The sequence below is a fragment of the Pedobacter sp. KH_004 genome, assembly GCF_057840755.1.
In genome coordinates this window covers 885,053-906,770 of the sequence record NZ_CM174519.1, presented here as the reverse complement: position 1 = coordinate 906,770, position 21,718 = coordinate 885,053, and the positions used below count along the sequence as shown (strand labels likewise).

General features: G+C 42.8%; 15 protein-coding genes. 2 read left to right on the top strand and 13 right to left on the bottom strand.

What is annotated here, in order from left to right; genetic code table 11:
- Positions 1-401: 401 nt before the first annotated feature.
- The 3 genes from AC3ITD_RS04135 to AC3ITD_RS04125 all read right to left on the bottom strand — a co-directional run bounded on the left by AC3ITD_RS04135 (position 402) and on the right by AC3ITD_RS04125 (position 3,967).
- Positions 402-1,052, bottom strand: coding sequence for a CPBP family intramembrane glutamic endopeptidase (locus AC3ITD_RS04135; RefSeq protein WP_489364218.1), 651 nt, complete (start codon positions 1,050-1,052; stop codon positions 402-404).
- A gap of 874 nt (positions 1,053-1,926) precedes the next feature.
- On the bottom strand, positions 1,927-2,964 hold the full coding sequence (locus AC3ITD_RS04130; RefSeq protein WP_489364216.1) for an ankyrin repeat domain-containing protein: 1,038 nt from the start codon (positions 2,962-2,964) through the stop codon (positions 1,927-1,929).
- 22 nt (positions 2,965-2,986) lie between these two features.
- Complete coding sequence (locus tag AC3ITD_RS04125; RefSeq protein ID WP_489364214.1) at positions 2,987-3,967, bottom strand: alpha/beta fold hydrolase; 981 nt, start codon at positions 3,965-3,967, stop codon at positions 2,987-2,989.
- 138 nt (positions 3,968-4,105) lie between these two features.
- On the opposite strand from AC3ITD_RS04125, the gene AC3ITD_RS04120 reads away from it, so the two are divergent.
- Complete coding sequence (locus tag AC3ITD_RS04120; RefSeq protein WP_489364212.1) at positions 4,106-4,234, top strand: hypothetical protein; 129 nt, start codon at positions 4,106-4,108, stop codon at positions 4,232-4,234.
- 206 nt (positions 4,235-4,440) lie between these two features.
- Here the strand turns inward: AC3ITD_RS04120 and AC3ITD_RS04115 are convergent, their stop codons facing one another.
- From AC3ITD_RS04115 to AC3ITD_RS04080, 8 genes are all read right to left on the bottom strand, one after another.
- A complete protein-coding gene (locus AC3ITD_RS04115; protein WP_489364210.1) occupies positions 4,441-5,478 on the bottom strand; it encodes a redoxin domain-containing protein in 1,038 nt (345 codons plus the stop codon).
- A gap of 121 nt (positions 5,479-5,599) precedes the next feature.
- The gene (locus AC3ITD_RS04110) at positions 5,600-6,715 is read right to left on the bottom strand and encodes a redoxin domain-containing protein (protein WP_489364208.1); all 1,116 of its coding nucleotides are present in this window, start codon (positions 6,713-6,715) and stop codon (positions 5,600-5,602) included.
- Positions 6,716-6,721: 6 nt separating this feature from the next.
- Positions 6,722-8,149, bottom strand: a complete 1,428-nt coding sequence (locus AC3ITD_RS04105) for a RagB/SusD family nutrient uptake outer membrane protein (protein ID WP_489364206.1) — start codon at positions 8,147-8,149, stop codon at positions 6,722-6,724.
- A gap of 10 nt (positions 8,150-8,159) precedes the next feature.
- On the bottom strand, positions 8,160-11,570 hold the full coding sequence (locus tag AC3ITD_RS04100) for a SusC/RagA family TonB-linked outer membrane protein (protein ID WP_489364204.1): 3,411 nt from the start codon (positions 11,568-11,570) through the stop codon (positions 8,160-8,162).
- A gap of 199 nt (positions 11,571-11,769) precedes the next feature.
- A complete protein-coding gene (locus AC3ITD_RS04095; protein ID WP_489364202.1) occupies positions 11,770-12,924 on the bottom strand; it encodes a FecR family protein in 1,155 nt (384 codons plus the stop codon).
- A gap of 420 nt (positions 12,925-13,344) precedes the next feature.
- Positions 13,345-13,950 carry an RNA polymerase sigma-70 factor gene (locus AC3ITD_RS04090; protein WP_489364200.1) on the bottom strand — a complete coding sequence of 202 codons (606 nt, stop codon included), beginning with the start codon at positions 13,948-13,950 and terminating at the stop codon, positions 13,345-13,347.
- Between the two features lie 417 nt (positions 13,951-14,367).
- Positions 14,368-14,955 (bottom strand): Crp/Fnr family transcriptional regulator, encoded by a 588-nt coding sequence (locus AC3ITD_RS04085; protein WP_489364198.1) that lies wholly within the window; start codon positions 14,953-14,955, stop codon positions 14,368-14,370.
- A 703-nt stretch (positions 14,956-15,658) separates the two neighbouring features.
- Positions 15,659-16,240: a Crp/Fnr family transcriptional regulator gene (locus tag AC3ITD_RS04080; RefSeq protein ID WP_489364196.1), complete on the bottom strand. Its 582-nt coding sequence runs from the start codon at positions 16,238-16,240 to the stop codon at positions 15,659-15,661.
- Between the two features lie 410 nt (positions 16,241-16,650).
- On the opposite strand from AC3ITD_RS04080, the gene AC3ITD_RS04075 reads away from it, so the two are divergent.
- Positions 16,651-17,673: an LLM class flavin-dependent oxidoreductase gene (locus AC3ITD_RS04075; protein ID WP_489364194.1), complete on the top strand. Its 1,023-nt coding sequence runs from the start codon at positions 16,651-16,653 to the stop codon at positions 17,671-17,673.
- A 1,128-nt stretch (positions 17,674-18,801) separates the two neighbouring features.
- Here AC3ITD_RS04075 and AC3ITD_RS04070 read toward each other — a convergent pair.
- Positions 18,802-19,371 carry a YceI family protein gene (locus AC3ITD_RS04070; protein ID WP_489364192.1) on the bottom strand — a complete coding sequence of 190 codons (570 nt, stop codon included), beginning with the start codon at positions 19,369-19,371 and terminating at the stop codon, positions 18,802-18,804.
- Positions 19,372-19,487: 116 nt separating this feature from the next.
- A complete protein-coding gene (locus AC3ITD_RS04065) occupies positions 19,488-21,293 on the bottom strand; it encodes an amidohydrolase (protein ID WP_489364190.1) in 1,806 nt (601 codons plus the stop codon).
- Positions 21,294-21,718: the final 425 nt, after the last annotated feature.

Genomic DNA, 21,718 nt, shown 5'->3' with positions numbered 1-21,718 from the left:
TGTTCGCGGGTTACCGGAATACTCCAGCAGAGCAGCTTATTTTTAATACATGTTCACCTTCTAGGTATTCTGCAAATGTAATTGCTCATTGAATTGCCGCCCTCAGCAATTCGACGAAGTGCTCAAAATCTGATCTGAAGCAGCCAAACATTACGCTGAGCACTAAATTCTGCTCGGGTCCGACCACATTTCTTTCCGTATTTTCAATGATTGATATTTAGCTTAATGTTACGTTGAATCTCTGTTGTGTTAGTGAATTTCCAGTTCAAAGACAATTTTGGACCTCTTTTGATATTACCGGAGTGCGTCCGCTGTTGACCACCGTCCAGATCAGACCAAGCGAGTGATTAATCAGTCGTTGATAGAGGATCCTCTTCAATCACACAGCTTCACTTTACAATCTAATAAATACCGGCATAAAGTTGGTACAACGAAACGGTATCAATAACCGCATGAGCCAAAATAATGGCATAGATGTTCCTGCCAGTTCGGATAAACACAATATAAAAGCAGGTTGAGATGATAAATATATTGATAACGCCCGACATCCCCTGAGTGTAGTGTGCCGATGTAAACAACAGGGAACCTACCACGACCATAATTGCCTTTGAAAATTGTGATGTTCCGATATAGGATTCAACAAGGGAACAGAAATAGCCCCTGAAGATCACCTCTTCGGCAAAAGCACCGCTAATCATTCCATAGATCCAAAGCTTGAGGACCAATGATCTATTTCCTTTTAAAGCGCCGTAAGCAGTATAATCAGTTTCGCCAAATAAGCTTTCCAAAAATGGAGTCCATAGCAATACAGCAACTGTCGCTATAAAAATAATTGAGGAGGCCCATAAAATTGTTTTAGGCAGTGAAGCCCTGGGCAAAAAACCTAACTGGTGTAAATTTTTATTCTTATAGAAAGTTACCACCATGATAAGTAATGCACTTAATGGCAGCTTAAAAGGAAATTGGATCCAGTTGGTAAAGTAAAGCAGCAGGATAACTAAAAGAAGTACTGCATCTAAAATTGCACTTTTGTTCTTGTTCAATGGTATCATCGTATGAATCTTATGGTTTGTATGAAATCAGTAGTATATTCTTTATCGAAGCTCTGCCAGGAATAGAAAAACGCTGCAATGCATTTTTATTTTCACCGGTTGATTGACATTTATAAGTTTTTAAGATTGGATTACCTCATTTTCTTTCAGCAAATTTCATTAACTGTAAGGATGATCAAGATGATATAGATCAAAAAAAAATGTAGACCTATGCCTATGGCTGGTCATAGCCAAAGCTTCGACCTCAGGTTTTGCGAGATCAGAAAGTGGCTGGATAACTGTGTTCCTTGGATAAGCTTTGAAAAAATATTCTAAACTTCCTGTTGATGGAAATATTCCATAGGAAGTGAATCACGTGTTGAGTATATATATCAGGCTCTGCTTGCAAAAAGCGCAGTGTAGTTTTGACCGGCAGAGGGTGACCTGGTTTTATTTGCAAACAGGCCGGCGAGATGGGAAGAGCCAACCCGGACGTACTGACCGAACAGAAGTAGAAACAGAGCGATCCTGAGGATGTGAAAATTGCTGTCTATGCCTGAACGGATGTGAGAGATTCCCTGTCCGGATTCCGGAGAAAAAATCGTCCAGCGCTACCTTTTCTAACAAATTCACATACTGTATTGGCTATCTACTATTAAGAAAATATTTTCCTTCATCAGTTCTTTGTTCTTTTGAGTTATAACAGTGAAGCAGGTGGTCAGCTGCCACAGTGATCGGAGAAATTACGATAGGTAAGAGCCAAACATGCCTACACATATAACATCTGTTTGCCGCATCGTAAGCTAAACTGATAATGATGGTGCGTTCTAGATGGAGATCTAAAGCGGAGCACCCCGGATATAAAAATAGAGTTATCGGTTTATTGAATACCCTTTCATCCTTGATCGGATGAAAGGATTTTAGCAATCTCCGGATATCCATAGTATTTTGCGAGCAGATAAGGGGTCATACCGGAATGGTTGGTAAGATCCAAACGCGCACCAGAAGCTATCAATGCCTTGGATGCATTTAGATGTCCGTGCCAGACCGAATCATGTAGGGCGGTAAATCCGTTGTATGGCCCCTGTGCATTCACATCGGATGGTAAGTTTTTCAACCTGGACATCTCGCAGAGTATCCCGATAACATTTGAATGACCTGCAAAAGAAGCTTCATGCAGGGGTGTTCCCCTCATAAGCCCTGTGGGTTTCCAGGGATCTGCTCCAGCTTCAAGAAGCAGGCGAACAATTTCAGCATAGCCCTCCCTGGCTGCAATCCCCAACGCACTGTAGTCATCATCCACATCACCTACAATGGGATAGCGTTCCTCAATCCATGCATCATTTGCCAGGGCATTTTTTACATTTACAATGTTTCCGGATTTTACGGCTGGAATAAGTTTCAACGCTGCAATCTTCTTTTGGCGCTTGTTTTTAAAATCCTGCAAGGCGTCCAGAAGATCAGAAATTTTTTCATGCGAGGCGAGATCCTGTGCAGTCTGGTTCCAATAATTACGGATTTCCGTCCTCGCCCCAGAGTCAAGAAGTAAATGAACAACCTCGATCTGTTTGTATAGTATCGCATCCATAAGTGCAGTATTGCCTAAAACTGCAGACTGCTGATCAATGAAAATACCATGGTCCAGGAGTATCCTTACCACTTCAGCATTACCAGATTGAGCCGCTTTGTGCAAGGCGGTTGCACCCATGACAAAATCCACGATATGAACGTTAGCGCCTTCTTCGAGCAAAATCTTCACGATTGATGAATGTCCATATCCGGAGGCGATCATGAGCGGCGTTAACCCATCGGGGTCATAATTGTTGATTTGGACTCCACCTTGCAGTGAGCGCTTCACATTCTGGGCATTCCCTTCCCGGACAGCTGCAAAAAGGGACTGGACTGAGTTTCTGTTATAATGTTCATTTCTCATAACTGCTTAAATATTATTATCATCAATAAAAAATCCGGCCAAGAAATTCAATGAGTTCATCACTGACCTGTTCGGGCGCTTCAAGATGAGGAAAATGACCTATTCTTTCAAGTTTGACAACCTTGATGAGTCCTGGATGAACGCCACTGAGCTCATCTACCGTAGGCGCTTTAGGGTGAAAGAAATTGCACAGGCCGTCACGCTCGCCCCATATATATATCGAGGGCTGGCGTATCAACGCATCTTTAAAGGCCGGCATCAGTTCAAAAGTCAGTTGTGCACCCCGATAGTGGTTTAACCCCCCAAGAAATCCGCTTTTTTCAAAAGCACGAATGGTATCTTTTATGTAATCATCATCAGCCCATTTCATTTCCGCATTGCCAATTGGACGTAACATGTGGTGGGCAGGATCTATGGGATTCCACCCGGTCCCTTCATCAGGGCTACCGGAAAGCCAGTATAATATCCTGGGTATCGATAACTCAGGAGGTAAAAAGCGGGCCTCTGCCCCTTCCCTCATCATTTCGAACGCATAATATAAACTGCCCAAGCCACGGGCACTTAGGTCATCCCATGTGCTTATTTCTTCACGTGGCGCGAAAGGAATACTCAGACTTGCTAATCCTACGAAGCGGTCCGGCCTCATGAGCATTGCTCGCTGGGCATGATCTGCGCCCCAGTCATGACCAACCAATACAGCCTTGGAAATTTCCAGGGCATCCAAAACGCCCACCAAATCACCGACAATCTGCAAGGCTGAGTATTCTGATACCTGAACGGGGGCGTAACTGCTACCAAAGCCTCTCATGTCAAGGGCAATGGTGTGGTACCCGGCTTCTGCCAGGCTGGCCATCTGGGACCGCCAGCCCCGCGCAGTGTCGGGAAAGCCGTGGCAGAAAAGAACTGCAGGGCCTTTGCCCTGTTCGAGGATACGAAATTTTTCACCATTGATGATAACATCCCTGCTCCTCAATGTCATATATAAATCTGAAGTTGTTTTCATATAAAGATACTAGCATTTATAAAAATTTCCGCACCGTTAAAATCTCACTGAATTTTGTTTGATCATATAAGTGAATGTTTCTCTGGAAGCTGATCTGTAATTAAAGGATCAACCATAGTTGTAAAATATTTGAAAGTAATGACTGCAGCTTTAAGCGATGGCGGGAAAGCTCCAATTTGCCTGAAATTATTACTCCGTTTTGTTCAGTTCGAAAATACTCCTGCTTACCTGCTGGACTTCTTACAACCTGGCCACTTCAACATCTGAAGACACAGAGTGGAGCGTTTAGAGAGGAGAAGCGCCTGCGTCTGGATAATAACCTTGTTTAATGTTATGGAAAGCATATTCGAACATTAATTATGCAACATCCCATAGCTGGTTGTCAACTGGTTTAATGAACCTCCTTTATCGCGCAAAAACGGAGCCGTTTTATGCTGTTTTAAAACTTTTTATATACCCGGTTTTTTTTATCCTTAGTTATTGAGCGTTGTCTCCAGTATATATTCCAGTTCGAGCCCACGAACGTCTGCAGCAATGATTTTTCCCCTGGGATCGATCAGAAAATTACTCGGGATAGCAGTTACTCCGTACATTTTTGCCGGCAAGTTCTCCATCGCTTTGAGATCACTCAGTTGAAGCCAGGAAAGCTTATCTTCCTTGATTGCTTTGACCCATGACGATTTGTCTGCATCGAGGGAGACACTGATAACAGTGAAGTTTTTATCCTTAAACCGGTTATAGGCGTCTTTGACATTAGGATTTTCAGTTCGGCATGGGACGCACCAGCTTGCCCAGAAATCCACGAAAACGTATTTCCCCTTAAAATCAGACAATCGATAAGCTACTCCGGAAGTGTCAGGCTGAGAAAAATCTAGAGCCGGTTTTCCCGGCTGGCGACTGAGCTTTGAATTTAAGAGGCCTCGCAGGCGCTTCGCAGTTGGATATTCCCCTGCAGGCGTTTGCTCGATAAGTTGCATTAAGCTATCGGCTTCGTTTACAGACCTCTCGCTGATCAGATTGTTCATGATATAAACCGAAACTGCACTTCCGGGATATTTCCTCAAAAAAGCCTCATAGACCTTGCTCAGGGAATCCATTAGTTTTTGACGGTTGACCTGCAATAATGCTTTCATCTCCTGGGCACCTGTCTTTGTATTGCCAGTCATAGATAAATTTAGCTTTTCCTGATAAGTGAGCAATTGCCGGTTCAAGTTATTGTATTGATCAAAAATAATCTGGTCATTGGTACCCACTGCTTTTGATTCGTTGATTTTTTTGGTGTCCCCTGTCAGGTTAATAGTGCTGTTGTCTACGAAGAAATTGTAAACTGTTGGCTGATCTGCAAATTTTAAGGCAAAAGGCTGAGGTTCTGCCACCTGCCCCCTGAACACAAAATGTCCTTTATTGTTGGTAACCGTGCTATCGCTGAATCTGGAATAATTGCTTTTGGCCTTGATAAAAACCTTAACACGGGAGGCATTTTCGAATTGGCCTATGATTAAATAATCCATTCCGGACTTTTTTTGTGCCTTCAGCGTATTAATAGACAGAAGGGTTAATAAAAACATCAGTATTTTTTTCATCATCTTGGATTTAACAGAAGCAAGGAGCTTCATCTGTGTACTTGATAGGTTAGCGGGTTTTGGTGAAAACTGCATCTTCAACTGCTTTCTGCAGTTCGGTTCCACGGAGGTTCATTCCAATAATTTTGCCCTTGGGGTCGATCAGAAAATTCATGGGCAGTCCGGTAACCCCGTAAAGCCTTGATGCTACATTCTTTGCCTTTAAATCACTTAGCTGTTTCCATGGAAGACCGTCCTGGAGCACGGCTTTGATCCACTGGTCTCTATTGACATCTATAGAGACGGCGAGAACGGTGAAGTTTTCATTCTTGTGTTGATTATAAACCTTTAAAACATTGGGATTTTCTTTTCTGCAGGGTGAACACCAGCTTGCCCAAAAATCCAGCAGTACGTATTTGCCGCGTAGCTCGGAGAGCGAAACCTGTTTACCTGATGTATCTGGCTGGGTAAACTCCGGTGCCTTTGAGCCTATAACAATATTAAAGCGGGAATTAATTAATTTTCGGATCTCTAGTGCCGATGGATAGCGGGCAACGGCAGTATTCTCTATTAACTGCATCAGGCTATCCAGGGTTGAAGTACCTACATCACTTGCGGTGAGACGCTTCATTACATAAAGAGAGACAGCGCTGGATGGATTGGAGGAGACAAATTCAATTTGCCTGGTTAAAAGCGAATCCCGCCAGAGAAGTGTGGAAGCATACACAAAAGAATTGAGCCCTGAAGTGTCTTTCTTTTTGAGATTATAATGAATAGGCGTCTGCATATCCTTATTGAACCTATCCAGTTCAGATAGTAACGCACTGTATTTGTTATAGACTGACTGTTCAGCGCCACCATTAATTTGCGTTTTACTTATGTTTTTCAAATCGCCATTGAGTGTATAAATGGTATTTTCAAGGAAAAACCTATAAATGGCGGGCTGGCGTTTTAGGATCAAAAGGGCAATTAATGGCTCGGGGACTTTTCCTCTGAAGCTGAAGTGTCCATTCTGATCTGATCTCACGCTATCTATCTGGGTTTTACCTTCAAAAGAGTATTCCAAAAAGACCATTGTATTAGACAGGTTTTCAAATTGTCCGTTGAGTTGAAAAGAATTATCTTTTTGTTGTCCCTTTCCGCTCAGCGAGAAAAGGCTGATCAATATTGCGATTAAGTATCTCATAGGATTTTAGTTATAACCTGGATTCTGATCCAGGCTACGGTTGGTGTTTATTTCATTTACGGGAACCGGAAATAATTGTTTAAAGGCATTCCAGGTTATCCCCTTTGCCGGTGCAACGACATTCATTACCTCATCAATGCGACCGGTACGTTTGAGATCAAACCAGCGGTGTCCCTGTTCACAAAACAACTCTACCTGACGCTCTTTTAGTACTGCATTCATAATTTCTGACTGTGTTGAGGCTCCGGAAGCAGACAGACCGGCTCTTGAACGGATGACATTGACATCTGACAATGCACCAGCCATGTTATTCTGCTGCAATCTGGCCTCTGCACGGATAAGGTATTGTTCCGCAAGGCGAAGTATCGTCAGGTATTCGGGTTTGGAGGCAGCCAGGGTAGCATTGTTTGCACGGTATTTATAAGGAAATAAATAGGGGGTGCCACCAATGGACACACTACCAACCCAGTTCGCACGTCTTTGATCATTGGTTTCAAAGGCCTGTGAAAGTTGTGAACTTAGCGCCATGGGAAAAGAGGCTGTACCAATAGCAGTGCTGAGTACAAAAATTCTTGCATCGAATAAGGAATAATTGATGGCGGAGACTGTTTGCAGCTGAAATATAGATTCTCTGGAGTTTTTCAAAAACACCTGGGCGGGCGGCGCAAGAGAGAACATGGCCGTATTTTCAAGAACGGTGGTAGCTTCGGCCTCTGCATTTGCCCATTTCCTGTCATAAAGATAGATTCTTGCCAAGAGCGCAGATGCCGCCCAAAAAGTAGGCCTTACCCTTTCAGCACTGGCAATAGGGTATGGCTTCGCTGCATCACCGTTCAGAAACTCCTTGCTGAGTTTGGACTTCGCATCGTTCAGGTCGCTGACCATTTGTGCGTATACCTCAGAAATCTCTGCACGGGGGGCGACACTGGTGATACGGTAATCGGAGGTGATGAGCAAGGGAACCTTTCCGTAGGTATTGACCAGGTAATAATAACACAAAGCCCTCATAAATTTCGCTTCTCCCAAAAGCTGCTGTTTAATTGCCAGGCTGAGCGTGGTACTGGCTTCAATCCCTTCAATTGCGACATTGCAGTGGTAGACGAGTGAATAAGTACTGTTCCAGTAAAAATCAGTAGTGGGAAGCAGTTCATTTCTGTAGAGCATGGAATAATTTGATGTCGAATTGGAAAAATAGTTTCTGGTTTCATCCGCTGAAGGTGCAAGGTAAGTGGTAGAATAGGTGGAGATTACATTGGCCGTTTCCATAATCCTGATATACAACCCATTGATTACCGAGGTAGCAGAAGCATTGGTAGCGTAGGCAGTTGAATAGTTGAGCCTGTCATCTGGCGGATCAAGCTGCACGAACTTTTTACAGGCGCACAGCACCGCTACACTAAACAACACGAGTGATATTGAAATTAACTTTTTCATAATAGTTCATTTATAATGTAAACTGTAAGCCAAGCACGACAACCTTCAATGGTGGAAGCGTTGAGAAGAGCTGCGTTTCAGGATCGCGTCCCTTGTAGGAGGTGATGGTGAACAGGTTCTGTGCGGAAAGGTTTATACTTGAGTTTTTCAGTTTCAGTCTATCCTTGAACTTCGCTGGCAATTGATAGGACAGCGAAATATTCTTAATGCGGATGTATGAGGCGTCAACATATGTCGCTGTGCTTTGTGACCAGGCGCGATAGGCCTGCTGTCCGGCTGCCGACTGTGTGAATCTTTGGTAAGGAGCCTGATCCCCGGGCTTTTGCCACCTGTCAAGAAACTGAACAGGAACATTGCTTGATCCGGTACCGCTGCTACCAAGCTCGAAGAAGAAGTATCCCGGGGCATTTTGAACGAGGCTTAGCCGCCCGGTCTGTTTAACAAACTGCAGGAATACATCCAGCTGAAAATTCTTGTATTGCAGCGTGTTGTTGAAGCCGCCAAAGAATTTCGGTAGTGTATTCATCCAGGTCGTCTGGTAAATAGGATCTGAAATACTGACACTGCTACCCGCTGTAGATCCGGAAGTACCGTCTCTTTTTAGTGTGGTGTAAAGGCCTGTTACCGGGTCTACTCCTGTGGATATCCAGGCGAGGGTCCTGCCATCTGTAGGCTGACCAATTTCGAGTGAATTGGCGTAGCTTGAACTGCCCAGGTTATCAAATTTTTTGAGCTTATTCGCATTAAAGGAAATATTGAATGAAGTGCTCCAGCGAAAATCTGTGGAGACTATGTTTTGAGTGTTCAGGATTCCCTCCCATCCGGAATTTTCAACTGTTGCAGGAAAGTTGTAATTGTTAATAGCTGTAAAACCCGTCATTCCCGGCAATCGGTAGCTTAATAACTGATTGGAACTGGTATTTCTATAGTAGGAGCCGGATATGCTGATCCGGTCCTTAAAAAACCCCAGATCGAGGCCAATTTCCATTTTAGCGTTTCTTTCCCAGGAGACATCGGGGTTTGCGAGTGCTGTGGGCACAAAGCCGGTAAGTCCCTGATAGGTATTTGTTCTTCTGGAATAAAGGTCATAGTATGCATAATTTGAAATCCCGTCATTACCTGTCACTCCGAAACTGGAGCGAAGTTTTCCAAAACTCAGGATCCCCAGATTTTCGCTCACAAACTTTTCCGAAGAGAATATCCAGGCAGCGCCGAGGGAATAAAAATTCCCGAACTGATTTCCTGGTCCAAATTTGGAAGAGCCATCTCTTCTACCTGTCAGGTTAAGTACATATTTATCTGCCAGATTTGCATTTAGGCGACCATAGACTGCGTTATAGTTGTATTGATAAGAACCGGCATCGGCAGTGAGGAGTGCCCCTGCGTTGGCAATATTGCCAATGAGCTGGTCACTTACAAAATTTGATCCGGCTGTATAAGTGCCCTGATTATCGGATTTTTGAAACGTTGTGCCTACGAGCGCTGATAATTTTAGTTTATTAATCGTGTAATCATAACTCAGCTGAGGTTCCACTATCCAGGTTTTCTGACGATTCTTTGTCGCTACAATATTGTAAACTGGAGCAAGCGAAAGATACAATGGAGAATAGCTTGCTGAGGGCTGAAGAATTTTAATATCAGAATTCAGGTCTGTGTAGCCGATGTTGGCAGTAGCCATGAGTCCTTTGGTGATGGTATAAGAAGGGCGCAGGCTCAGGATGGTGTTATTGGTTTTATTGTTGTAGGTCCTTAAAGTATAGCTATAAGGATTGTTCTCATTATCTGACCGTTCGCCACCAAAGTTGAGGGCACCGTCTTCTTTGAAGGATCTGGGTGCATTCGGTGCTGCAAGGGTAAAGGGCGTCAGGTCACTCTGGGCGTTGCGATTAAAATCATTGAGCATATTTGCAGAAAAATCAAGTTTAAGTTTGCGATTGGTGGAATAGGCAGTCAGACTAAAATTCAGTGCCCCTCTTTTATCATCGAAAGTCCCTGGAAAAAGGCTTCCCTGGCGGTTAAAGGTCCCTCTTAAGCTGTATTGCACGGCCTCGGTCCCGCCCGAAACTGACAGATTCAGATTCGTATAGGAGGCTGTTTGTCCAATGAGGTCCTTTTGCCAGTCGGTGTAGCGGGTAGTGTCCCATGTTCCGTTAAGATCAAAATTGGCATCACTTGGTGTGGTGATCATACTTGGAAGGGCAAGTCCGTCATTGATAAATGCTTCGCGTCTCATTTGGAGGTACTGCCGGGTATTCATCAATTCTAAAGGGGCCGGTGCCTGCATGATTCCGTGACTTAGATTAGCACTCAGGGTCATATTTCCAGCTTTCCCTTTTTTTGTGGTAATCAGTATTACCCCGTTTCCTCCCCTTGAACCATAAATTGCTGTGGCATCTGCATCTTTCAAAACATCAATGCTGGCGATATCATTTGGATTAAGATAATTAAGGGGATTGCCCTGCGGACTGGCCGCATTCGCCCCTGTGCCCCCATTGTTTCCCAGCACATCAGCTAGCAGGAGTGATTGGAAAGGAACGCCATCGATAACATAGAGCGGATTGTTGGCTACCGCAGCATTCAGAGAAGATCTTCCCCTGATGAGTATGTTCACCGAAGTATTGGCAACCCCGCTGTTCTGGGTGATCTGCAGGCCGGCAACTCTTCCCTGCAAAGCCAGCAAGGGATTGACAACCGGCTGTTTTTCGATATCCTTTGATGAGATGGAGGTAATATTGCCGGTGGAAAGCTGCTGCGATTCTTTATAATAACCCTTATTCACGATCACCTCAGACAATTCTTTGGTATTGAGCGACAACGATATGGACATGTCCGGCTGTGCCCTGAGTGTAACCGTTTTATATCCTATATAACTGATGTCGAGAACTGCATCGGATTCAAGTCCGGAAATAACAAATGTTCCGCGGTTATCGGTTATCGCGTATTTTGTTGTTCCCACGACTTTTATCGTTGCACCGAAGAGCGGGAATCCCTTTTCATCCAGGACCTTTCCCCTGATCGTAATGAACTTAAGTGCATCTGTAAGTAAGGTGAGGATAGTCTTCTTCTTTTCCTTGATAAAAATTGTTTTGTTTTCGATGGAAAACTCCAGTCCCTGATTACTGAGACAACGAATTAATGCTTGCTCAATCGTATAGTCAACAATATTGATGGTTACCGGCTTCTTGCTGTCCAATAGATCTTTATCATACAAAAAATCATAACCCGTTTGTTTGTAGATTTCCCGGAATATTTTCTCCAACGGAGCTTGCTTATGATTAAGGGTAACTTTCTGGGCAAGAGCTGCCGCACTTACCTGCAGGAATGTAACCAACAGTATTACGGTAGTTAGTCGCATAATGAGCCATATTTTAATGATATGCCGACTGGACACACCAATATTGATAATATATTTTTTATACATTTGAATGGTTTTGGTTCAGCAGTTGCCTTATTGGGTCCAAGCATCGGGCAGCTGCACAAGAAGTTGATTTTATTGACGGTACCAAATATCAACCAATCCCGATCCATATCGGGATTTGGTTTTTTAGCCTTAGCTTTTCTGTCGTAAATATCTTTTCATTTGGTTCGGTTGCTTTTTTAGTTAGTTGATTTGTTTTTTTTTATTTGCTTACATAGACTTTGCGTCCCTTCCGGCGAAAGTGTACTTTATCTGTCTTTTCCAAAAGGCTGAGTACCTCTGAGAGATTTCTGGATCTTGACAGGAAACCTCCCAGCATGAAATTGTCCGGTGCGTCGGATTCATATAAAACTTCGATATCATACCAACGCGCAATTTTGCGCATGTTGGTCCTGAAATCATCGCCCCTAAAGATGAACTCGTTGTTTTTCCATGCGACAATTTGTTCGATATCGGCTTTTCTGATGTCAACTTTACTGTTCTTTAGCACCGCCTGTTCTCCGGGAAGCAGTGTTCTGTTAATTTTCCCTGCAGTCAGCCTGACACTCCCCTCTAATAAGGTTGTCTTTAAGTCTGCCTCATCGCCGTATGAATTAAGGTTGAAATGGGTTCCAAGAACTTCCACTTTTTGCAGATCAGCTTTGACGATAAAAGGATGATTCTTATCCTTTGCAATTTCGAAATAACCTTCGCCTGAAAGTTCCACTTCTCGCCTGTCCATATTTGCAAATGATGCAGGAAACCTTAAAGATGATGCAGCATTCAAATAAACGAGGGAACCATCGGGCAAAAGGACCTTTGCCTGTTCACCCCGGGAAGTTTGGAGTGTATTGTACTCTATTCTATCAGCCCTATTTCCCGAAACCTGATAAACGATCTCCCCTTTATCCAGTTTATTGATCACGACTCCAGACTGTGCCGCTATTCTTCCGGTCAGGTTATCAGCCAGGCGTATTTTTTCTCCATTCCCCAGTGTGAGCGTTCCACCACTTCTCCCTGCTTTAATATCCCCGATCGCGGCAATATTTTGCAGGGTGCCTTTATTTTGATAAAACCAGAGTGTGGAAACAAAAATCACTATCAACACCGCAGCTGCGATGGCAATACGGGGCCAGAGCCTGTAAACTTTTGGGGAATCCTGAACTGCATCGACCTGGATTCTATTGCTGATGATCTGATATATCCTTGTTCTATGTTGTTCTTCATTTTCAATTTCAGTATCGGACAAATCCAGTTCTTTCTCTAACTGCAAATCATACCAGGCATCAAAATCTGCCCGTTCCTGGGGTGATAATGAGCCCTCTTTAAAATTATGCGCTAAATATTCTATATATTCTTGTGTAAATTTGTTGTCCATAATTTACTGTTTCAGATAATAGTCAGATAAATTAAAAAGATACCTAGTCAAAATAAAAATATTTTCAGCACCCCGGATAAAAGTGCATGTCAGGCAGTGATATGTAAAAAGAAGGATGGATTTACCAGCCCTTTTGGACGCATATCCTGACAGCAGCTTTTGCTGCAACGCACCTTCATCCAATCTGAACCTCAACACAAGAACTTTATTTTCTGAAAAAGCGGAACGTTTAAGACTGCGGGATCCACTTCATGACCGATAAACTATAGCATATTTCAGGCATTGGTTAAACGGTCGATTATTACGATAACCACATTGATTCAATGTACTGTATGGAGCAGCGGAACCAAAATTTACGACAAACAGAAATCAGGGAAGATACAGTGTAGAGTGATCTAAAGTGGAAATAAGTATCTGCTTTCAATTCTTTTCTATCATATCCCTAATGAATTCTGTAACGACTATAAATTGAAGGCCTCCCTTCAGGTTAGCAGAGATATCCTTAAGCGCTTTTGTAATGTGATTATTGACGGTTTTTTCTGATATGGTAAGTTCCTGTGCAATCTGACGATGGGTCATCCCTTCTTCTCGGCTCATTCTATAAACGATACGGCATTTCTCAGGTAAACTGGCTACAGATGCTTCGAGCTGTGCCATCAGCTCCTTTTCCAACAGGCCAACGTCCGCAGGCTCTGCAAATCCAGGAAGCTGGTGCGGTAACAGGGCAGCGATTTTCTGGCGCTTTCTGTAGCGTTTATCGAGGGCGTTGATTACGCGGTACTTGACCGCGACAGCCAGATAAGTATATAGTGAAAATTTTAGAAAAAGTGTTTCTCTCCTTTGCCATATACTACAAAAAATATCCTGAACGCATTCCTCCCCTTCCTCAACGCTGCCCAGGGAATTGGTAGCAAGGAGGAAGATCTTTTTCCAGTATCGTTGATAAATTTCATTAAATGCCGATTCATCACCCGATCGCAAAAGCGCAAGGAGCTTATCTTCGTCGTATTTATCATAAGCCGGCATAGTCAAATTTGTATGGCTAATATACGAAAATGTTATTTGATCCGAGGTCTTCAGCCTTATTCATCATCATGTGTTGCAAAGAGACAGGTTTCAATTTTGAATATCTAATTCTCACTGGTCAACTCATCCAAGTATTTCTCACCAGCATATTGCCGAGGTAAACTTGATTGAAACCATTTCTATCCTTAATAAATTTTGACATTAAAAGTTAAGATAAAATCTCACTTAATCCTGTTTGATGTTGTATGTTGTCCATACTCCAATAGCCGAAAGATGCCATGGTCATTTCCTGTCAGATGTTAAATCGTTCAAGCATTAAATCACTATTGAATAAAGTTTATTACCAACCATATTTATCCATCATGTCAGCGCAAAACCCCGGGGAGGTCAATACCTTAAAAGCCCTACCAACATTCTCTACAAGCCCTGATATCTGGAATTCCGGATCCTGCTAAGGGTCTCCTTTTGAACACCGATAAATGATGCGAGGATATGTGAGGGAAAGCGTTGGAATAACAGCGGGTATCGTTCCTCAAAAGCCTGGTACCGTTGTTCTGCATTGAGAAAATTGTAAGCGTCAAGCCTGAACTGTGCGGAGATTGCATTTTTCTCCTCCATAAGACGTAGCGTTAAGGCAAAGGCTGGCGAATTTGCGATCAGAAAGTCAGCCTGTGGCTTATTGATAATATTAAGCTCGGTGTCTTCTCTTGCATCGATATTATAGCTAGACGGTTTTTGGGATGAAAAGCTACCCAAATCTCCTATCCAATAATTCTCAACGGCTAATTTTACCGCGTGTTCCATACCTTTATCACAGACTTTGTAGGTACGCATCGATCCCTTAACGATAAATCCGCAATATCGACTGACGTCCCCGGTACGTAAAAAAATTTCCTTTTTCTTCAGTTTTTTTACTTGGAATGAGGAATTGATCAATTCAGTTTCGGAAGGGCTTAACACCAAATTAGAATATTCATTGATATAGGCCAAAAGTGCTTTAAGCATAGACTATAGGTTTTATTGTTTATCAGGTCGTTTACAAACCAGGATTCGGTATGGTGATTAGTACTGTATATCGTTCTGCGCAATCACCTCCGGGACCTGACGAGTTATTAACCAAATTTAACCCAGAAGAGACAGTTATAAAGATGATTTATACCTATAATTCGCGTAGACAAATGTATATGTAGCTGGCGCTATCAATCGATCGGAAGCAGTTGTTTGAATTTGGGCACATGAAAATAATGCTCACTGGAATTTAAGGTGGTCAATTAGCGGGACCAAATAGCATAAGAGACTCCGTGTTCAGGATTGAAATTTAGCGTAGACGGGTGATTTCTTTTACCCTTGAAAGCTTAAAGGTCTTTCATTACAACCACGCCACATCCTGTTGGTGTTGCCTTGAATGTGGCCCGCTGGTGCTGGATATAAATTTAAGCGAAGAATATACTTCGCATCAGATCCCAAAATAGACTGAAGTTATTTAAAAGGCAGATAAAAATCTTGCTATCAGACCTATCTACGGCTTCACTTTCCTTCGTATCCTTAAAGTAGCCCGGTCTCGTAATCCACAAAGGATATTCTAAAATCGTTATAAATTCATCAGGAGAAACGCAGGCAGGTGTTCCTGTCCCCTGGAATTCAGCAGTTCATCAGGTATATTATCTAAAACACACACAGCCTACCTAAAAGAAGATCGAAAGATCCGTTATCTTTGAAGCCAATTACGTTTGATCCGGCTCAAAGTGTCTTTTGTTATCCCAAGATAAGAAGCGATAATATGCTGAGGAAATCTGCGAACAAGCTCGGGGTAAGCTTGTACGAAATCATTGTAACGCTGCTCTGCAGTCAGGCTGATCGAAGAGGCAATCCTTTGCTGATTTGCTGCATTATTATTATAATTGAGCGCATTTACCATTTCCGCAAAAGGCTTTACTTTCATAAGCTCCAAATTTTCTTCCCTGTTCATAACGAGCAATTCACTATCCTCACAGGCCTCAATGTAGTAGATACTGGGTGTTGAGAGCACAAAACTTTCACGATCACAAGCCCACCAGTTTTCAACCCCCAAGCTTGCGGTAAGTTCAATTCCTTTATCGTCTACCCTGTATTGGCGCATGGCACCCTTAGTGATAAAAGCAAGATACTTGCAGTGTTCCCCTGCTAATAAAAAGTGTTGTCTCTTCCTTAATTTAAGTGGTGAAAGTGCCTTGGTGATCATTAACTTATCCCCATCTGATAATGGAGCAGAAGTGTATTTTCTCAAGTAGGCAAAAAACAACTCGTGCATAATTCCCCTCGGATTCTAAAATTTAAACTGAAACTGAAATTTAAGATAAATATTTTGCAAAATAAATGATATTTCACGTCTCAAACAAACTTAAAATGCTAACCGCCTGGTTCGCAGGAGAACAGATGATCGTGCTCAGGCGAAAATCATTCGAATTATATCCTGGAAAGAAAAAACGGCCATAAAACAATAGATATTTATCTACTTCATTTCTAGATATGCATCAACCTTAACGCGATTACATATGCTGACATTTGTTATAGATGGGTATAAAACCCATAAACAACAGACGAGAAATATTTACGGATAGCCCCAAAAGAGGGTTCAATATGAATTAAATCTGGAGTTGTCAGGAGTTGAATTGGAAATGATGACACCCGGAAAGGTAAATCTTAAAATCATTAAAATAAATGGAAATAGGCATTGATAGTTTTGCATCGGCAATGTATAGCAGCGCTGAGCTCAAGAGTGTAGAAACAATGGAACAGTTGCTGGATAGAATTGTTGCCGCTGATATTGCCGGACTAGATGTTTTTGGCATTGGTGAGCATCATAAGAAAGAATTTCTGGATTCTGCACCAACGGTGATTTTAGCAGCAGCAGCGGCGCGTACCGAAAACATTCGCTTAATGAGTGCGGTGAGCGTGTTGAGTGCATCAGATCCGGTCCGATTGTTTCAGGAATTCGCAACACTTGATATTATTTCCAAAGGACGTGCAGAGATTGTTGCCGGCCGCGGGTCTTCGGTTGAAGCCTTTCCCCTGTTTGGATATAGCCTGAATGATTATGATGCGCTGTTCAAGGAAAAATTAGACCTTTTGCTTCGGATACGCGATGAAGAGTTTGTTACCTGGTCGGGAAAGTTTCGGCCGGAACTGAAAAATCAGCCTGTTTATCCCCGACCGCTTCAAGAGAAATTACCGGTATGGGTGGGTGTAGGTGGTACAGCCAAGTCATTTATCCGTGCCGGTTCATTGGGACTTCCTTTGATGGTGGCAGTTATAGGAGGTGAAACTGATCATTTCCGTCCCTTAGTTGATCTTTACAGAAAGGCTGGAGAAGAGGCAGGGTTTAAACCGGAGGAGTTGAAGGTTGGACTACACTCACCGGGTTACGTTGGTGAGAATGATCAGTCAGCAATCGAAGATTATTATCCGGGGTACCAGGAGTCATGGACAAAAATCGGACTTGAAAGGGGATGGCCTCCTGTTACCAGAAGCCATTTTGACTCCTTGATATCCGAAAAAGGTGCACTAGTCGTTGGCAGCGCAGAAACGGTTGCTAAAAAACTCATTCGCCATAGTGAATCCCTTGGAGGTATAGACCGTTTCATGTTCCAGATGGATATTGCAGGCCTCACCCATCAGCAGTCAATGAAGGCAATTGATCTCATTGGCTCGAAGGTAATTCCGCTACTGAGAAGAAATGGCTGAAGCCCAATACATTACACACATTTTTCAAGAATCTGACCGTAAAAAATGGAAAAATGATTCCTTGAAACAGAAACTGGCGGTGAATGCTCACCTGTAAAAAGAATTTAATAAATAAAAAACGCAGTTTAGTATGCGGCATCCCGGTATTATTGAAAAAGCGCAGACTGCAGGTTTCATCCACCAAAACCAACAATTAGTGACCTTATTGCAACAGCTTATGTAACATTCATTTATCGCTTAGGCGCCTGATAGGCAGCTATTTTAAATGATCCTTTCAGCCCTATAGAAGCCCTTTGATGTGAGTACAGATTGGAAACTCCACTAACTTTGAAAGATAAGAACCGTTGGGGGGATCCCGGTACAGGGGCTAGGATTGTTAAGGGGCAAATGGGGACACCTGCTGAGGGTCGGATCAGGAGTGCTTCCTGACTGGCGGCCATGTCTGCAAAGAGAACATCGGGAAGTCTGGTGGCCGAAAGACGCTGGGCCATCCCTCATCAGCCCACCGGAGGCCTGATGAGAAATGCCTCGATTTCCCTGTTAGTATGAGTGCAGGAAGCTATCCAGACTAGAATGAGTCAGTCAGATATGCCCGGCACCGGTGATTATAACTGAACTCCGGAGGGAAGCGCCCTATTTGCAAACCGTAAACTGCTCTGGAACAGCACATATCTCCTGCTCGTTTTAGATGCTATTGATTTTGGCGAGAAATCATCAACATTATTACTGATTCTCATCAGAAATAAAGTGGGGAAATTCAGTTCTTACGGAGATGCCGCTCACCCCTTCTTCGACAAGCCGTTTATGCCAGCATAAAAACCGTCCGGAAATCTTCGCAATCACCAGGGGTGTATCACTAACCTGCAACCATTGCAGCTGTTCTAAAACAATTATGCTTCTTTTTTCTTTATAAACCTGTTTTATATAGCACTTATCGGAGAGCCTTTAAGCGTGATCGTCTTTGGCCTAAACCCTGCTGAATTTTTGGTCAGGACAAGTCGAGGATGCATTTCGCAGGCTTTTGGATACTTTGCCTGCGACCTCCAGAAATTCTCAAGCGTTAGGACACAGCAAAACAACTGATCGGCTTTTGAGTATAAAAAACGTATTTTTTCCATTCTGGGTAACTTACTGTAACTGAAGTTCAGTATCAACTATAATAGAAACTTTATCACCTACTAATTTATCAGGGAACTTATTACCGATTTGGAAATCAGAGCGGTTGATCGCACCGGTTACCTGAAAACCCGCTGTTCTTTTTTTCGTCACTGCATTATTTATTGTTCCATTGTAAACCATCGTTAAGGTTACATTTCTGGTGATGTTATGCATCGTTAACATTCCGGTTACCAAATATACATTTTTCACCCTTTTGGATATAGATTTGCTTTTAAATTGAATGGTCGGATAATTTTTCACATCAAAAAAATCCTCCCCTTTCAAATGAGTATCACGTGCTTCAACCTCGGTATCAATAGAGCCGATTTTGGCCTGTAATTCCACCTGAGCATCACTAAAATCCGGCCTGCGGGCACTAACTTTTATCTCAAAGTCTTTAAATATGCCGTTGACCTCAGAAATAAGCATATGCTTTATTTTAAAACCAAGCCTTGAATGCTCAGGGTCGCTTTTCCAGGTCTGAGCTGTCGCGCAAAGGCTTGTCATTGCAAGAAAGAAAAATATTCTCAGTGTTTTCATGTTTCAGATTTTTAGTTTTACAACAGTGCCACCTTGAGCTGGCACTGTTGTAAAAACTTAGTGAAATGTGGCTTATCATTTAATTGGAAAAGCATAAAGCTTTTCAAGTCTCAATTTTAGTTTTTCGTGTTGGTATACCCGCCAAAATATTTAAATGGGGACCAGGCAGGAAGTGTTTCAGGTAACTTTGGGGACAGGCTACTAAACTCGTCCGCACCAAAAACCACTCTACCGTCTACTACCGTCAGTGAGGACGATATTGTCTTGATTTCTTCTTCCGGTATGGTAAAATAATCCTTATTGAGTAAAACGAAATCTGCAAAGTAACCTGGAATAATTTTTCCCATTTCCCGCTCCTGATCCTCAAACCATGTAGGTGCCACTGTAAATAACCTTAGCGCTTCTTCCCTTGTTAACCGGTTATTTTTGGCCAATATTTCAGCACCTGATACTGATTTTCCAGTAGTCATCCAGCTTATGCCGATCCATGGGTTAAAGGAAGCAACCCTGAATGCGTCTGAGGTCATCACAAGCGGAACACCACTGTCGAGCAATTCACGCAGTCTCGGGGTTTGCTGCGCTTTCTGCAGGCCGTACGTTTTTATAAATCCGTCACCGTGCATGGCCATTTTAGTGTCCAGTGCAATGCCTCCACCCAGTCTTTTGACCCTAGCAGCATTTTCAAGGGATATTGTTTCTGCATGCTCGATACTCCAGCGCAGACCATCTAAAGGCGTCTTTTGATTAATAGCCTCCAGCGCATCCAGGAATGGTGAGATGTTTTCATTATAACTGATGTGCATGCGGAAAGGAATACCTTTCTCCACCAACTTGGTTACATCCTCTGTTATATAACGGCGCATCACCTCCTGATCAATTACAACTGCTGGCCGGTCGAAATTTTCATGGTCATGGAGCTCCATCCTGAGTAACTCACCAGCACCTTCATATTCATGACCATGGGCCATAGTCGGGTGCAGATTCTCTCCGGGACTGATGGGAGATTTCTTAATAACCGCGTTAATTTCCGCATCTACCAGGCTAGCGCTGTTGGCATCACCATATTGGAGGTCAATAAAGGGCATTCTAACATTTAAACGGTTTTCTTTCGTCAGCTGCCGTATTTGGGTGTGTCCGTTAGGATGGCCTACCAATGCGGCGCCATCAACAGCCGAGGTGATACCAAACCGGTTCAAACTGTTTACCACATTTGTGATGGAGCTAAGCTGCTCCTCACTTGAAGGTTGAGGAACCATGGCTTCGAGAGAAATAAAAGTAAATGTATACCCATCAACAACTCCGGTATAATTTCCCTTTTTATCTTTTTCAAATACCGTACCGGGCAGCGCTGGAAAACGGCTTGTACCTACCCCGAATGCTTTCATGGCCAAATCATTTAGAAATGCACGGTTATAGGCATACTGGACAATAGCAGGTCTGTTTGGAACCGCTTTGCGAACTTCCTCAATAGTCGGCAATCGATTTTCTTTGAACTGGTATGGCGACCACCCGCCAATAACTTTTACCCACTGTCCCTCAGGGGTTCGTTTCGCCTGTTCGGTCAACATCTCCAGTGCTTGCTTCAATGTTGGCACACCGTCCCATCTGACCGTGTAATTATAGCTCCTTTCATTTAAAATATGGATGTGGGCATCATTGATCCCGGGAATCAAGCGCTTACCGCCTGCATCGATGAGCTTCGTTCCCTGATCTTTCAATTTCAGGATCTCTGCATCAGTGCCTAATGCATAAAATCTACCCCTTTTTACCGCGAGTGCAGAAGCTTGGGGCTTGGACAGGCTTCCGGTAGTGATTTTTGCATTAAACACGATCATATCTGCACCGATAGATTGTTCAGTAGATTGGGCCCTACTGTTTAAAATGCTGATTGTAGCTGCTGCTAGAAAGATTAGTTTCTTCATAATTTACAATTAAAAATAAATTTTAGTTCTCCGTTAATTCATTAAATGGCACTTAGGATTCTCAACTCAAAATTGATTTTTAACGAAGTGTTAAACAATGATATTTGACTAAAAAATACATCCACAAATGTCTACGGATTTGAAAATTTTATGAAGTTGTCTTTTGTATTGATCAGTTCAATCTTTCCTGATATATAAGGCTTGAATGGCTCAGATCAGGTCATAACAGGATATAATTTTTCAATAAATTAGTAATCTTAAAGTGTTTTCGATTTACTAAGGGAAGCAAAAAGATTTGTTGCATCCATGGTAAATGCATCGTAATTAATCGACCTTGCGTCACCCTTTTATGAACCTGTCGATATTGAACCTGGAGAACAGCTTAAGTTCCATCTATACAAGTTTCATTTTTCTAAAAGGGACTT

Bases quoted from the DNA above. Each gene is read 5' to 3' on its own strand.
- AC3ITD_RS04135 (WP_489364218.1), bottom strand. From the start codon at position 1,052: ATGATACCATTGAACAAGAACAAAAGTGCAATTTTAGATGCAGTACTT.
- AC3ITD_RS04130 (WP_489364216.1), bottom strand. From the start codon at position 2,964: ATGAGAAATGAACATTATAACAGAAACTCAGTCCAGTCCCTTTTTGCA.
- AC3ITD_RS04125 (WP_489364214.1), bottom strand. From the start codon at position 3,967: ATGAAAACAACTTCAGATTTATATATGACATTGAGGAGCAGGGATGTT.
- AC3ITD_RS04120 (WP_489364212.1), top strand. From the start codon at position 4,106: ATGACTGCAGCTTTAAGCGATGGCGGGAAAGCTCCAATTTGCCTGAAA.
- AC3ITD_RS04115 (WP_489364210.1), bottom strand. From the start codon at position 5,478: ATGGATTATTTAATCATAGGCCAATTCGAAAATGCCTCCCGTGTTAAG.
- AC3ITD_RS04110 (WP_489364208.1), bottom strand. From the start codon at position 6,715: ATGAGATACTTAATCGCAATATTGATCAGCCTTTTCTCGCTGAGCGGA.
- AC3ITD_RS04105 (WP_489364206.1), bottom strand. From the start codon at position 8,149: ATGAAAAAGTTAATTTCAATATCACTCGTGTTGTTTAGTGTAGCGGTG.
- AC3ITD_RS04100 (WP_489364204.1), bottom strand. From the start codon at position 11,570: ATGTATAAAAAATATATTATCAATATTGGTGTGTCCAGTCGGCATATC.
- AC3ITD_RS04095 (WP_489364202.1), bottom strand. From the start codon at position 12,924: ATGGACAACAAATTTACACAAGAATATATAGAATATTTAGCGCATAAT.
- AC3ITD_RS04090 (WP_489364200.1), bottom strand. From the start codon at position 13,950: ATGCCGGCTTATGATAAATACGACGAAGATAAGCTCCTTGCGCTTTTG.
- AC3ITD_RS04085 (WP_489364198.1), bottom strand. From the start codon at position 14,955: ATGCTTAAAGCACTTTTGGCCTATATCAATGAATATTCTAATTTGGTG.
- AC3ITD_RS04080 (WP_489364196.1), bottom strand. From the start codon at position 16,240: ATGCACGAGTTGTTTTTTGCCTACTTGAGAAAATACACTTCTGCTCCA.
- AC3ITD_RS04075 (WP_489364194.1), top strand. From the start codon at position 16,651: ATGGAAATAGGCATTGATAGTTTTGCATCGGCAATGTATAGCAGCGCT.
- AC3ITD_RS04070 (WP_489364192.1), bottom strand. From the start codon at position 19,371: ATGAAAACACTGAGAATATTTTTCTTTCTTGCAATGACAAGCCTTTGC.
- AC3ITD_RS04065 (WP_489364190.1), bottom strand. From the start codon at position 21,293: ATGAAGAAACTAATCTTTCTAGCAGCAGCTACAATCAGCATTTTAAAC.